Source organism: Geodermatophilus marinus (assembly GCF_003428645.1).
In the GTDB taxonomy this organism is placed as follows: Bacteria; Actinomycetota; Actinomycetes; order Mycobacteriales; family Geodermatophilaceae; genus Geodermatophilus.
Genome location: NZ_QVQH01000003.1, coordinates 326,697 through 339,624, shown reverse-complemented (window position 1 = coordinate 339,624; position 12,928 = coordinate 326,697). Strand labels below are relative to the sequence as shown.

At 77.7% G+C, this 12,928-nt stretch carries 13 protein-coding genes; 3 read left to right on the top strand and 10 right to left on the bottom strand.

What is annotated here, in order from left to right:
• Window positions 1–322 precede the first annotated feature (322 nt).
• Entirely contained in the window at window positions 323–493 is a 171-nt protein-coding gene (locus tag D0Z06_RS25250) for a hypothetical protein (RefSeq protein ID WP_158579888.1), read from the bottom strand.
• Window positions 494–746: 253 nt separating this feature from the next.
• Between D0Z06_RS25250 and D0Z06_RS05675 the strand changes: the two genes are divergently transcribed.
• Window positions 747–2,219 (top strand): aldehyde dehydrogenase family protein, encoded by a 1,473-nt coding sequence (locus D0Z06_RS05675; RefSeq protein ID WP_117376373.1) that lies wholly within the window; start codon window positions 747–749, stop codon window positions 2,217–2,219.
• Window positions 2,220–2,336: 117 nt separating this feature from the next.
• Window positions 2,337–2,993: a universal stress protein gene (locus D0Z06_RS05670; RefSeq protein WP_117376372.1), complete on the top strand. Its 657-nt coding sequence runs from the start codon at window positions 2,337–2,339 to the stop codon at window positions 2,991–2,993.
• 16 nt (window positions 2,994–3,009) lie between these two features.
• On the opposite strand, the gene D0Z06_RS05665 is transcribed toward D0Z06_RS05670, so the two are convergent.
• From D0Z06_RS05665 to def, 3 genes are read right to left on the bottom strand one after another with little or no spacing between them, the layout of a single operon-like run.
• Complete coding sequence (locus D0Z06_RS05665; protein WP_117376371.1) at window positions 3,010–4,443, bottom strand: RsmB/NOP family class I SAM-dependent RNA methyltransferase; 1,434 nt, start codon at window positions 4,441–4,443, stop codon at window positions 3,010–3,012.
• Complete coding sequence (gene fmt, locus D0Z06_RS05660; protein ID WP_255419333.1) at window positions 4,440–5,378, bottom strand: methionyl-tRNA formyltransferase; 939 nt, start codon at window positions 5,376–5,378, stop codon at window positions 4,440–4,442. Before fmt ends, D0Z06_RS05665 begins: the two co-directional genes overlap by 4 nt.
• A gap of 5 nt (window positions 5,379–5,383) precedes the next feature.
• A complete protein-coding gene (gene def / locus D0Z06_RS05655; protein ID WP_117376369.1) occupies window positions 5,384–5,917 on the bottom strand; it encodes a peptide deformylase in 534 nt (177 codons plus the stop codon).
• Between the two features lie 108 nt (window positions 5,918–6,025).
• Between def and D0Z06_RS05650 the strand changes: the two genes are divergently transcribed.
• Window positions 6,026–6,520 carry a hypothetical protein gene (locus D0Z06_RS05650; RefSeq protein ID WP_117376368.1) on the top strand — a complete coding sequence of 165 codons (495 nt, stop codon included), beginning with the start codon at window positions 6,026–6,028 and terminating at the stop codon, window positions 6,518–6,520.
• 37 nt (window positions 6,521–6,557) lie between these two features.
• On the opposite strand, the gene D0Z06_RS05645 is transcribed toward D0Z06_RS05650, so the two are convergent.
• The 6 genes from D0Z06_RS05645 to mihF form a co-directional block, all read right to left on the bottom strand.
• On the bottom strand, window positions 6,558–8,513 hold the full coding sequence (locus D0Z06_RS05645) for a primosomal protein N' (protein WP_117376367.1): 1,956 nt from the start codon (window positions 8,511–8,513) through the stop codon (window positions 6,558–6,560).
• 173 nt (window positions 8,514–8,686) lie between these two features.
• Window positions 8,687–9,883 (bottom strand): methionine adenosyltransferase, encoded by a 1,197-nt coding sequence (gene metK, locus D0Z06_RS05640; protein WP_117376366.1) that lies wholly within the window; start codon window positions 9,881–9,883, stop codon window positions 8,687–8,689.
• A 108-nt stretch (window positions 9,884–9,991) separates the two neighbouring features.
• A complete protein-coding gene (gene coaBC / locus D0Z06_RS05635) occupies window positions 9,992–11,203 on the bottom strand; it encodes a bifunctional phosphopantothenoylcysteine decarboxylase/phosphopantothenate--cysteine ligase CoaBC (protein ID WP_117376365.1) in 1,212 nt (403 codons plus the stop codon).
• Between the two features lie 134 nt (window positions 11,204–11,337).
• Window positions 11,338–11,601, bottom strand: coding sequence for a DNA-directed RNA polymerase subunit omega (gene rpoZ / locus D0Z06_RS05630; RefSeq protein ID WP_012949163.1), 264 nt, complete (start codon window positions 11,599–11,601; stop codon window positions 11,338–11,340).
• A gap of 54 nt (window positions 11,602–11,655) precedes the next feature.
• Window positions 11,656–12,267: a guanylate kinase gene (gmk, locus tag D0Z06_RS05625; RefSeq protein WP_117376364.1), complete on the bottom strand. Its 612-nt coding sequence runs from the start codon at window positions 12,265–12,267 to the stop codon at window positions 11,656–11,658.
• A 37-nt stretch (window positions 12,268–12,304) separates the two neighbouring features.
• Window positions 12,305–12,655 carry an integration host factor, actinobacterial type gene (gene mihF / locus D0Z06_RS05620; RefSeq protein WP_117376363.1) on the bottom strand — a complete coding sequence of 117 codons (351 nt, stop codon included), beginning with the start codon at window positions 12,653–12,655 and terminating at the stop codon, window positions 12,305–12,307.
• Window positions 12,656–12,928 lie beyond the last annotated feature (273 nt).

Here is a 12,928-nt window from a genome sequence, read left to right as displayed (position 1 = left end):
CAGACCCAGGCCCGACCCCCCACCGCCGCCGAACTCGCCCTCACCGGCACCCGGCTGCTCGCCACCCGCCCCGACCCCCCACCCGAGACCGACACCCCCGACGCCGCCGACGACCCACCGCCGTTCTAGTGCCGCCAACGGCAACCGTCGCCCTGAAGGCAGCTTCAGGAACAGAGGGATGCATGGACGTCACTCATCGAGGGCCAGGAGCGTTGTCCTCGAGTGGGCCCGTTCAGGGCGAAGGTTGCCGGTCGGGGTACTAGCGGCGCGGTCACCACGCTCCGCCCTGCGCTGCGCCGCCCCACCCGTGGCAAGGGGGCGGTCAGGTCCTGCCCACGGCGCTCCGCTGGCCGACGACCAGCGCCGCGAGCCCGGCCGCCGCCGGGACGATCACCTGGCCGACGTCCGCGCCTTGAGTGCCGGTCAGCCGCGCGAGCGCGTAGCCGATCAGCGGTCCACCGACCAGGAACAGTGCATGGCTCACCCAGCTCACGGCTGGCTTCTCCCTGTCCGGCACGACCACTCCCCCATGCGCGGCGCCGAAGGTCGTGCCCCTCCCGTGCCCGGCTCGGCAGGCGCCACACCCGGATCCGGGAGGTGAGGTCGTCCGTCGGCCGGTCGGTGCGGCAGGTCGGTGCACGGTCGTGCCCCGTGGGCGAAGCCTTGGTGGTCCTCCACCGCCGCATCGACGGACCGCCCGCCTGTCCCCGCATGGCTGTCGTGCAGCGCCGGGTAGGGGCCCGTCCATGGCTGTGGACACCCCTGCCCGCTACGACGGATTCGACCGCATGCCCCTCGCCGGCACCTGGCGCGAGGGCGGCTCGGAGCGGACCGCGACCGACACCGACCCCTACACCGGCGAGACGCTCACCGAGATCCGCCTCGCCGACGCCGCCGACCTCGACGCCGCCTACGCCGCCGCCCGGGAGGCGCAGCGGGAGTGGGCCGGCCGCCTGCCGGGCGAGCGGGCGGCGGTCATGCGCCGCGCCGCCGACGTCATGACGGCGCGCAAGGACGAGATCGTCGACTGGCTGATCCGCGAGACCGGCTGCGCGGCACCGGTGGCGGAGTTCCAGTGGGCGATCACCCAGCGGGACTTCTTCGAGGCGGCGTCCTACCCGTACCGCGTGGAGGGGCGGATCCTGCCCGCCGACATCGAGGGCAAGGAGAGCCGGGTGTACCGCCGCCCGGTGGGCGTGGTCGCCGTCATCAGCCCGTGGAACGTGCCCATGCACCTGTCCAACCGCTCGGTCGCGCCGGCGCTGGCGGTGGGCAACGGCGTCGTCCTCAAGCCCGCCGGGGACACCCCGGTGACCGGTGGGCTGGTGCTGGCCCGGATCTACGAGGAGGCCGGCCTGCCCGACGGGCTGCTGTCGGTGGTCATCGGGTCGGGCAGCGAGATCGGCGACGCGATCGTGTCCCACCCGGTGCCGCGCGTGGTGTCGTTCACCGGCTCCACCCCGGTCGGCAAGGGCATCGCCGAGAAGGCCGGGCTGAAGAAGCTGTCACTGGAGCTGGGCGGCAACGGGCCGCTGGTCGTGCTCGACGACGCCGACCTGGACTACGCGGTCGACGCCGCCGTCTGGGGGAAGTTCTTCCACCAGGGCCAGGTCTGCATGATCACCAACCGGTTGGTGGTCGACGACCGCGTGCACGACGAGTTCGTCGACCGGTTCGTCGCGAAGGTCGCCGGCCTGCAGGCCGGCGACCCCCGGGACCCGGCCACGGTGATCGGGCCGATCATCAACGGCAAGCAGCTCGAGGGCATCCAGGACAAGGTCGCCCGCGCCCGGGACGACGGCGCCCGGCAGCTCGTCGGCGGAGACCCCACGGGGCCGATCGGCTCGGTGCTGCCGGCGCACGTGCTGCTGGGCGGCAACGACGTCGCCACCGCGCGCGAGGAGGTCTTCGGCCCGGTGGCCACGATCATCCGGGCGCGCGACGAGGACGACGCCCTGGCCATCGCCAACGACACCGAGTACGGCCTGTCCAGCGCGGTGTTCACCGAGGACACCGCGCGCGGGGTCCGCTTCGCCCTGCGCGTCGAGGCCGGCATGACCCACGTCAACGACTCCCCGCTCAACGACGAGAACAACACCGCGTTCGGCGGGGAGAAGGAGTCCGGCCTGGGCCGCTTCGGTGGCGAGTGGGCGATCGAGGAGTTCACCACCGACCACTGGGTGAGCGTGCAGCACACCCGGCGGCGGTTCCCCTTCTGAGCCGTCCCGACCGGCCGGGCCGATCGTCCCGGCCGGTCGGGACCCAGGACCCCCGGCGGTGGCGGCGGGGCGTGGGCACCGTGGGGTGGACCGCCCGCCACCCGCGTCAGGAGACCCGTGTCGACCGGCCTGTACATCACCCTCGTCGTCGTGCTCTGGCTGGCCTGCGGGCTGGGCGCGGCCTTCTTCCTGCTGGCCCGGCACGGCTACCGCGACCGCCGCTGGTACCTCATCGGGGGCGCCCTCGGGCCGCTGTTCGTCCCGATCGCGGTCGAGCGCGGACGCCGCTCGTCCGGGGTGCTGGAGCGGGCCGGCGCCGACCCGGCGCCCGGTCCGGCGGCGGGGACGGGCCCGGCGCCCGACACGGGACGGGTCCCGGTGGTCGTCGTCGGCCTCGACCGCTCGGCCGGCTCGGACGACGCCGTCCGGCTGGCCGGCCGGCTCGTCGACGGCAGCGGCGCCCGGGTGGTGCTGGTCAGCGTCCTCGACCCGGACGTCGGGGAGTTCGGTGACCGGCGCACCCAGCAGGAGTGGCACGACCACCTGGCCCAGCGGTGCCGGTGGCTGCGGCCCGGCGCGGAGGCACCGGTGCTGGAGATCTGCACCGGCGACCCCGGCCCGGCGCTGGTCGGCGTCGCCCGCTCCGAGGGCGCCGACGTGCTGGTCGTCGGCCGGCGCGGGCGGGGGCTGACGCACCGGCTCCTCGGCAGCGTCGCCGACCACGCCCTCCGGCACGCCGACGTGCCGGTCCTGCTGGTCCCCCCGGCCCGGTGAGCGGGCCGGCTCGGGTTCAGCTCGTGCGGCGCAGCAGCGCGAGGAACATCGCGTCGGTGCCGTGCCGGTGCGGCCACAGCTGGCCGTGGCGGCCCCGCTCGACCCCGGGGACGTCCGGGAACAGCGGCGCCACGGGGAGCACCTCGACGTCCTCGCGGCCGGCGGCCGCCTCCACGACGGCCACCGTCTCCGCCGGGTGCGGTGAGCAGGTCACGTAGGCGACCAGGCCGCCCGGCCGGACGGCCGCCAGCGCACCGGCGAGCAGCTCGCCCTGCAGCTCGGCCAGCGGCGCGACGTCCTCCGGCGTCCGCCGCCAGCGCACCTCCGGCCGGCGCCGCAGCGCACCCAGCCCGGTGCACGGCGCGTCGAGCAGCACCCGGTCGAACGAGCCCGGCGCCCACGGCCCCGCCCGGCCGTCGGCGACGAGCACCTCGGTGCCCGGCTCGCCGCTCAGCGCGCCGCGCACCAGCTCGGCCCGGTGCGGCGACCGGTCGGCCGCGGTGAGGTGCACGCCCGCGGGGCGGACGGCGGCCAGCAGCGCCGCCTTCCCGCCCGGCCCGGCGCAGACGTCGAGCCATGCGGCGTCCGGCCCGTCGAGCGGGGCCCGGGAGAGCAGGAGGGCGGCCAGCTGGCTGCCCTCGTCCTGCACCGCCGCCCGTCCGGATCGCACGGCGGGGACCCGGGCCGGGTCCCCGCCGGCGAGGCGGACCGCGTACGGCGACCACGGCCCCGGGGTGCCGCCGGACTCGGCGACCAGCTCCGTGCGGGCCAGGCGGCGGGCCACCAGGTGCACCTCCGGCGCGGCGTTGTCGGCGCGCAGCGCGTCGGCGAGCTCGTCACCGCCCTCCTCGGGGGCGCAGCCGGCCAGCGCGTCCCGCCAGGCGTCCACCACCCAGCCGGGGTGGTCGGTGGCCAGCGCCAGCCGCTGCCGCTCGTCCCCGCCGAGTCGCTCCAGCCAGGCGGCGCGGCCCCCGCCCGCCGCCACCTTCCGCAGCACCGCGTTCACCAGGCCCGCGGCACCCCCGCCGACGACCCCGCGGGTGAGGTCGACGGTGGTCGCCACGGCGGCGTGCGCGGGGACCCGCAGGTCGAGGAGCTGGTGGGTGCCCAGCCGCAGCAGGTCGAGCACCCGGGGGTCGAGGTCGCCCAGCGGCCGGTCGACCAGCCGGGCCAGCACCGCGTCGAGGGTGCCGCGGGCGCGCAGCGTGCCGTAGGCCAGCTGGGTGGCGAAGGCGGCGTCGCGCTCGTCGAGGTCGCCGGCCCGCTCGCGCAGCAGCCGCGGCAGCAGCAGGTTGGCGTAGGCCTCGCGCGAGGTGACCGCGTCCAGGACGTCGTAGGCGGTCAGCCGGGCACCGTCCAGCCGCGGGCGCGGCGGGCGACGGCCCTGGCGCGGCGCCTCGCGGCGGCCCCGCCGCGGGCCGCCGCCGGGACGGCGGGGCGGGCCGCTCATCCCGCCGCTCCCTCGTCCCCGACCCGCTCTCCGGGCGCCGGGCGGGCGCCGCGGGCCCAGTCCGCGGCCGGCAGCACCCGCTTCCCGGCCGGCTGCACCGTCGTGAGCCGGACCGCGCCCCGGCCGGTGCCGACGAGCACGCCCGTGGGGCCCACCGACAGCTCACCGGGCGCCAGGCCCAGGGACGTCGGCAGCGGCTCCACCGGTGCGAGCCGCAGCCGGTCCCCGCGCCACGTCGTCCAGGCGCCCGGCGCCGGGGTCACGCCCCGCACGCGGCGGTCGACGACGTGCGCCGGCAGCGACCAGTCGACCCGGGCGTCGGCCGGCTCGATGCGCGGCGCGAGGCTGACCCCCTCGGCCGGCTGCGGCTCGGGCACGACGGTGCCGTCCGCGATGCCGTCCAGGGTGGCCACCAGCAGCCGGGCCCCGCTGAGCGCCAGGCGGGCCAGCAGGTCGCCGGCGGTGTCCCGCTGCCCGACCGGCTCGGTGACCACGCCGTACACCGGGCCGGTGTCCAGGCCGGTCTCCAACCGGAAGGTGCAGGCCCCGGTGACCTCGTCGCCGGCCATCACCGCGTGCTGCACCGGGGCGGCCCCGCGCCAGGCCGGCAGCAGGGAGAAGTGCAGGTTGACCCAGCCGTGCCGCGGCAGGTCCAGCGCCGCCCGGGGCACGAGCGCGCCGTAGGCCACCACCGGCGCGCAGTCGACGGCCAGGCCGGCGAGCGCGGCGAGGAACCCCGGGTCGCGCGGCGAGCCCGGCTGCAGCACCGGGATGCCCGCGGCGTCGGCCCGCTCGGCGACGGGCGAGCGGCTCACCCGGCGCCCGCGCCCGGACCGGGCGTCGGGGCGGGTGAGGACGGCGACGACCTCGTGCCGCTCCGAGGCGAGGAGGAGGTCCAGCGAGGGGACGGCGACGTCCGGCGTCCCGGCGAACAGCAGCCTCAGTGGGGGCTCACCTCCACGCGCGGGGTCCAGGCCGCGGCACCGGCCCAGTCGGCCTCGGCGATCTCGGCCAGCGCGGCGGCGCGGGCGGCCGGGTCCAGCCGGTCGACGAACAGCACGCCGTCGAGGTGGTCGACCTCGTGCTGCACCGCACGGGCCAGCAGGTGCGAGCCCTCGACGCGGACCGGCTCGCCGTGCGCGTCCAGCCCCGTGGCCACCACGTGCAGGGAGCGGCGGCAGTCGTAGCCGTAACCCGGGATGGACAGGCAGCCCTCCGGGCCGACCTGCATCTCCTCCCCCACCGTCGCGACGACCGGGTTGACCAGGTGGCCGAGCTCCCCGTCGACGTACCAGGTGAAGACCCGCAGGCCCACGCCGAGCTGGGGCGCGGCCAGGCCGGCACCGCCGGCGGCGGCCATGGTGTCGGTCAGGTCGGCGACCAGCTGCCGCAGCTCGGCGTCGAAGTCGACGACGGGCGCGGCGGGGGTCCGCAGCACCGGGTCACCGAGCAGCCGGATGGGGGTCACGCTCACCGGTCGATCGTAGAAGAAGGCCCCCTCGGCCCCCGCCGCGCGCGGGCTCGCGACCGATCCCCTGCCGAGCGGCCGCCGGGCGGGCCCGGACCTGGCTACCGTGCGCACATGGCCTCAGCGACGTCCCACCGCGCTCGCGCCGTCACCAGCGCCGCCCTCGACGGCCTGGTGGTCGGCGCCGCCGAGGCGGCTCTCGAGCTGCCCGCCCGCTCCCGGGGCCGGGCCGGGGTGTACCTGGCGAGCGGCGCGGCGGTGGCGGTCGAGACCGTCGTCCGCGAGCTGCCCGCGCTGCGCCGGGCGGTGCGCGGGCTGCCCGCGCTGCCCGACGAACCGCACGACCGGGCGGCCCGGGTGCACCAGGCGCTGGCGACCACCGGCTGGGGGCTGCTGGTCACGGCCGTCGACGGACCGCTCGCCCGGGCGCTGCGCCGCCGCGGGCACGCGCGCCCCCACCTGCTGCTCGGGGCGGCGGTCGGCCTGGCCACGGCCGCCACGACCGTGCCGGCGTGGTGGCGCCGGGCCACCGCCCTGATCACCGCCGACCGGGTGGCCGCGGGGCTGGACGACGAGCTCGCCGAGCTGATCCGGCAGTCGTCGGGCTGAGCCCCTCGGCGCCACCGTGCCCCCTCCCGGCCGGCGCTCAGACGAGGTCGAGCGGGTCGAGCTGCACCCGCACGTGCTCGGCGGCCTTCTTCGCGCTGCGCACCCCCTGGACGGCGGCCAGCGCGTGGGCCAGGCCCGCCCCCTCCGCGCGCGGCACGCGCACCAGGAAGCGCTCGCGCTCCCCCTCGTCCCCCGGCCGCGCCGGCTCGGGCACCGGGCCGAGCACGTCGGCGTCCCCGGGCAGGCGGGTGGCCGCCAGGAACTCGGCGAGCGCCGCGGGGGACCCGGAGAGCGCCGCCATGCGGGTGGCCGGCGGGAAGCCGAGCTCCCGGCGGTCGGCCAGCTCGCGGCCGGCCAGCCAGGCCGGGTCCCAGCGCACCAGGGCCTGCACGACCGGGTGGGCGGCGTCGGCGGCGACCACCACCTGGCCGCCGGCCGACGCCGGCCGGACGAGGGTCGCCGCGTTGAGCCACCGGCGCAGCGTCTCCTCACCGGCGCGCAGGTCGGCCCGGCCGAGCAGCGCCCAGGAGTCCAGCAACAGCGCCGCCCCGTACCCGCCCTCGGCCACGGGCTCGGCGCCCGGGGTGGCGACCACGAGGCCCGGCCCGCCGGGGACCGAGGCGAGGACGCCGGACCCGCGGCCGGAGACCCGCACCGCGGCCCCGGGGAAGGCCCGGCCGAGCTCCTCGGCGGTCCGCCCGGCGCCCACCACGGTTGCCCGCAGCTTCGTGCCGTGGCAGTGCGGGCAGTCGAAGGCGGCCGCCGGGCGGGCGCACCACCGGCAGGCGGGAACCCGGGAGCCGCCCGGGCCGGGCGCGGCGGGGATGCCGAGCGGACCGGAGCACGCCGGGCAGCGGGCCGGCGACCGGCAGCGGTCGCAGGCCAGGCCGGGCGCGTAGCCGGCCCGGGGCACCTGGACGAGCACCGGGGCGCCGTCGGCCAGCGCCTGGCGGGCCACCCGGTGGGCCAGGCTGGGCAACCGGGCGGTCCGCGCGGCGGGGTCGCGGGCCAGCTCGGCGTCGGCGCCGAGGGCCTGCACCCGCGGCGCGGCCGCGCGCAGGGTGGCCCGGTCGGCGGCCAGCTCGTGCGCCCAGCCGCTGTCGACCAGCAGCTGGGCCTCCGCCGTGCGCGCGGTGCCGGCGACGACGGCCGCGCAGGAGGCCAGGTGGGCGCGGTGCACGAGGACGTCGCGGGCGTGCGCGTAGGGCGCCCGGGGCTCGGCGTGCAGGTCGTCCCCGTCGTCCCAGACGGCGACCAGGCCGAGGTCGGCGACGGGGGCGTAGACCGCGGCCCGCGCGCCGAGGACCACCCGCGCGCTGCCGCGGGCGGCGTCCAGGAACCGCCGGTAGCGCGCGTCGGGCGCGGCGTCGGCCCGCAGGACGACGAACGACCCGGCCGGCAGCCGCTGCTCGGCCGCGGCGGCGAGCCGGTCGAGGTCGCGGCCGTCGGGGACGACGACCAGCGCCCCGCGACCGCCGCAGAGCGCGGCCCGGCAGAGCTCGGCGAGGCGGGCGGGCCAGTCCTCGCCGGGCAGCGCCGTCCACACGGCGCGGGCGGGGCGGCCCTCGGCGACCGCGGCCAGCAGCGAGGGCCCGGCCGGGTAGCGGGCGAAGCCGGCCGGGTCGGGCGCCGCCGGCGCCGGCGGCGGCTCGGCCGGCGCCCGCTTCTCCGCCGCCGCGCGGCGCGGCGGGACCGCCAGGCGCAGCACGTCGGGCACCGTGCCGCCCCAGCGGTCGGCGACCGCGCGGGCCAGCGCCAGCACCTCCGGGGTGAGCACCGGCTCGGGCGAGACCAGCTTGGCCAGCGGGGCGAGCCGGCCGCCGTGCTCGGTGCTGTCCCCCAGCTCGGCGACGAAGCCGTCGACCAGCTGCCCGGCGAAGCGCACCCGCACCCGGCAACCGGGGACCACCCGGCCGGCCAGCTCGTCGGGCACGGCGTAGTCGAAGGTGCGGTCCAGGTGGGCCAGCGGCACGTCGACGACGACCCGGGCCACCCGCGGGGTGCGGGCTCCCGGGTCCTCGTCCGGGGTGGGCGGGGCCGAGGTCAGCGACGTCTCCGTTCGGCGGGCGGGGCGGCTCGGGCCAGTGTGGCCGCCGGGTCCGACACCGCTGCGCCGCTGCGCGGCCCCGCCGCCGGCGTCGGGCGGCGGGGCTCCGGGGCCCTCGCTCAGACCCCCGTGGCCGCGCGCAGCGCCTCGACGCGGTCCAGCCGCTCCCAGGGCAGCTCGACGTCGGTGCGCCCGAAGTGCCCGTAGGCGGCGGTCGGCCCGTAGATGGGCCGCAGCAGGTCGAGGTCGCGCACGATCGCCCCCGGCCGCAGGTCGAACACCGTGCCGATGGCCTTCTCCAGGACGTCGTCGGCGACCGTGCCGGTGCCGTGGGTGTCGACGAACAGCCCCACCGGGTGGGCGGTGCCGATGGCGTAGGCGACCTGGACCTCGCAGCGGCGGGCCAGGCCCGCGGCGACGACGTTCTTGGCCACCCAGCGCATCGCGTAGGCGCCGGAGCGGTCGACCTTGGACGGGTCCTTGCCGGAGAAGGCGCCGCCGCCGTGGCGGGCCATGCCGCCGTAGGTGTCGACGATGATCTTGCGGCCGGTGAGCCCGGCGTCGCCCATCGGCCCGCCGATGACGAACTTGCCGGTGGGGTTGACCAGCAGCCGGTAGCCGTCGGTGGGCAGGCCGAGGGCGGCCAGCTCCGGCTCGACGACGAGCTCCTGGACGTCGGGGGCGAGCAGCTGGTCGATGGAGATGTCCTCGGCGTGCTGGGAGGACACGACCACGGTGTCGACCCCGACCGGCCGGTCGTCCTCGTAGACCACGGTGACCTGGGTCTTGCCGTCGGGGCGCAGGTAGGGCACCGAGCCGTCCTTGCGCACCGCCGACAGCCGCCGGGAGAGCCGGTGCGCGAGCGCGATCGGCAGCGGCATGAGCTCGGGGGTCTCGTCGGTGGCGTAGCCGAACATCAGGCCCTGGTCGCCGGCGCCCTGGCGCTCGATCTCGTCGTCGGTGATGCCGGCGGTGCGGGCCTCGTAGGCGGTGTCGACGCCCTGGGCGATGTCGGGGGACTGCGAGCCGATGGACACGCTCACGCCGCACGAGGCCCCGTCGAAGCCCTTGCGCGAGGAGTCGTAGCCGATGCCGAGGATGGTGCGCCGGACGATGTCGGCGATGTCGACGTAGCCACCGGTGGTGACCTCGCCGGCGATGTGCACCTGGCCGGTGGTGATGAGCGTCTCGACCGCGACCCGGCTGCGCGGGTCCTGCTCCAGCATCGCGTCGAGGATCGCGTCGCTGATCTGGTCGGCGATCTTGTCCGGGTGGCCCTCGGTGACCGACTCGGACGTGAAGAGACGGCGTGGCACTCGGGGCTCCTAGGGGGTCGGGGGCACTCTCGCGGCACCGGCGCGGCCGGTGCGTCCGGCGTGCACGTTACCGGCGGGGGCGGGGGCCGCGCCCGCCGCTCCCGCCGGTCACGCCAGCCGGGGGACGACGGCGCTCCAGATGGCCGCGGCGACGGCGTCCTTGCTGCCCTCGGGGACCTCGGTCGCGCTGCCGTCCGCGGCGAGCACCACCGCGGCGTTGTCCGGGCGCCCGAAGACCCGCCCGCCGGAGACGTCGTTGACCACGAGCAGGTCGCAGCCCTTGCGGACCAGCTTCGCGCGGGCGTGGGTGAGCACGTCGCCCTCGTCGTCCCCGGTCTCGGCGGCGAAGCCGACCACCAGCTGGCCGGCGGGGCGGGTCTGCACCAGCTCGGCGAGCACGTCGGCGGTCCGCACCAGGGCCACCGCGTCCGGCTCGGAGGCCCCGCCCTTCTTCAGCTTGGTCCCTGCCGCCGCGGCCGGGCGGAAGTCGGCGACCGCGGCGGCCATGACGACCACGTCGGCGTCCGCCGCCTCGGCCGTCACGGCCACGCGCAGCTCCTTCGCCGTCCCGACCGGGACCACGCGGACCCCGAACGGCGCCGGCTCCTCGACGTTGGCGGCCACGAGCACCACCTCCGCGCCCCGGGCGGCGGCGACCCGGGCCAGCGCCCAGCCCTGCCGGCCGGAGGACCGGTTGCCGAGGTAGCGCACCGGGTCGAGGGGCTCGCGCGTACCCCCGGCGCTGATGACGACGCGGCGGCCCTCGAGGTCGCGGGCCAGCGCGCCGGCGCCGCAGCCGAGGACCACGCCGGCCAGGGCCGCCACGTCGCCCGGCTCGGGCAGCCGGCCCGGCCCGGAGTCGGGTCCGGTGAGCCGGCCGACGGCCGGCGGCAGCACGACCGAGCCGCGGCGGCGCAGCGTCGCGACGTTGTCCTGGGTGGCCGGGTGCAGCCACATCTCGGTGTGCATCGCCGGGACGAACACCACCGGGCAGTGCGCGGTGAGCAGGGTGGCGGTCAGCAGGTCGTCGGCCCGGCCGGCCGCGGCGCGGGCCAGCAGGTCGGCCGTGGCCGGGGCGGCCACCACCAGGTCCGCGGTCTGCCCGATGCGGACGTGGGCGACCTCGTCGACGTCGGCCCAGACGTCGGTGGTGACCGGGTTGCCCGACAGCGCCTCGAAGGTCGCGGCGCCGACGAAGCGCAGCGCGGCCGGGGTCGGGACGACGCGGACGTCGTGGCCGGCCTCGGTGAACGCCCGCAGCAGCAGGGCGGCCTTGTACGCGGCCACGCCACCGGCGACGCCCAGGACGATGCGGCTCATGGGGACATCCTCCACGCACGGCGACGCCCCCGGCACCGCGTGCCGGGGGCGTCGTCACCACCGGGGGCGACGGGCGGCCCCTCTGCAGGGTCCCGCGCCGAGCGTGCGAGGCGTGGGGGGCAGAGGGGTCCTCTTCAGTTCTCGCCGGCGGTGTGGGTGAGCAGGCCCTCGTTGATCTCGCGGAGCGCGATGGACAGCGGCTTCTCCTGCGGCGCGGTGTCGACCAGCGGGCCGACGTACTCCAGCAGGCCCTCGGAGAGCTGGCTGTAGTAGGCGTTGATCTGCCGCGCACGCTTGGCGGCGAAGATCACCAGGCCGTACTTGCTGCTGGTGCGCTCGAGCAGCTCGTCGATCGGCGGGTTGGTGATGCCCTCGGGGGCGGGTGCGACTCCGGACACGGGCGGGCGTGCTCCTCAGCTCGGTGGCGTGGGCGGGCGGCCGGGGCCGCGCGCTCACTCGGTGGCGCCGGTCTCCTGACGCGGGCGGGGCGACGGCGCAGTCAGCAAGCCTACCAACTCGTCCGCGGCCCGGGCGACGTCGTCGTTGACCACGACCACGTCGAACTCCCCCGCGGCGTCCAGCTCGGCCTGGGCGATGGCCAGCCGGCGCTCCTGGACGGCCGGGGGCTCGGACCCGCGCCCGGCCAGCCGGCTGACCAGCTCGGCCCAGGACGGCGGGGCGAGGAACACCAGCTGGGCGTCGGCGTCCCGGGCCCGCACCTGGCGGGCCCCCTGCAGCTCGATCTCGAGCAGTGCCGGCGCCCCGGTGGCGAGCTGCGCGCGCACCGGGGCGGCCGGCGTGCCGTAGCGGTTGCCGGCGTACTCGGCCCACTCCAGGAGGCCGTCCTCGGCGACGAGCCGGTCGAACTCGGCGTCGTCGACGAAGTGGTAGTGCACCCCGTCGACCTCACCGGGCCGCGCGCGGCGGGTCGTCGCCGACACCGACACCCACACGTCGGGGTGCCGGCGCCGGACCTCCGCGACGACCGTGCCCTTGCCGACCCCGGACGGGCCGGAGAGCACGGTCAGCCGCGCGGGGGACCGCTGGGGGGCGACACTCGCCACGCGTCGTCCTCGACCTCCGGGTGCCTCGACGTGCGGGTCAGGCCTCGACGGCGGCCTGGTCGGCGGCCACCTTCTCGCCGCCGAACTCCGCTTCGAGGGCCCTGCGCTGGTTGGCACCCAGGCCGCGCACCCGGCGGGTCGGGGAGATCTCGAGCCGCTCCATGATCTTCGCAGCCCGCGCCTTGCCCACGCCGGGCAGGGACTCCAGGACCGCGGAGACGCGCATCTTGCCGATCACCTCGTCGGTCTCGCCCTGGCGGAGGACGTCGCCGACGGTGGCACCCTTGCTCTTGAGCCGCTCGCGCAGCTCGGCCCGGGCCTTGCGGGCGGCGGCGGCCTTCTCGAGGGCCGCGGCGCGCTGTTCGGGGGACAGGTCGGGAAGGGGCATGGTGCGACCCAATCTCGTCGTCGCCGGCCTTCGGGCTCGGCCGGCGGGGCTCGTGCTGATCTCGTGGTGCCGGTGCTCTGTGCTGAGCCTGGCGATCAACCTAGTTCCCGGGATATGCGCAGGTCACGCCCGGTCCGCACGGACTTTCCGGGCAATTCGTGACCTACCGGTCACTCTGCGTGCCAAGGGGTGCTCACGCTCCGTCAGGAGCGCAGGTCAACCCCGGTTGCGTGACGGCTGCGTTGCCCCCGTGTCACGACGGCTCGCGCCCGA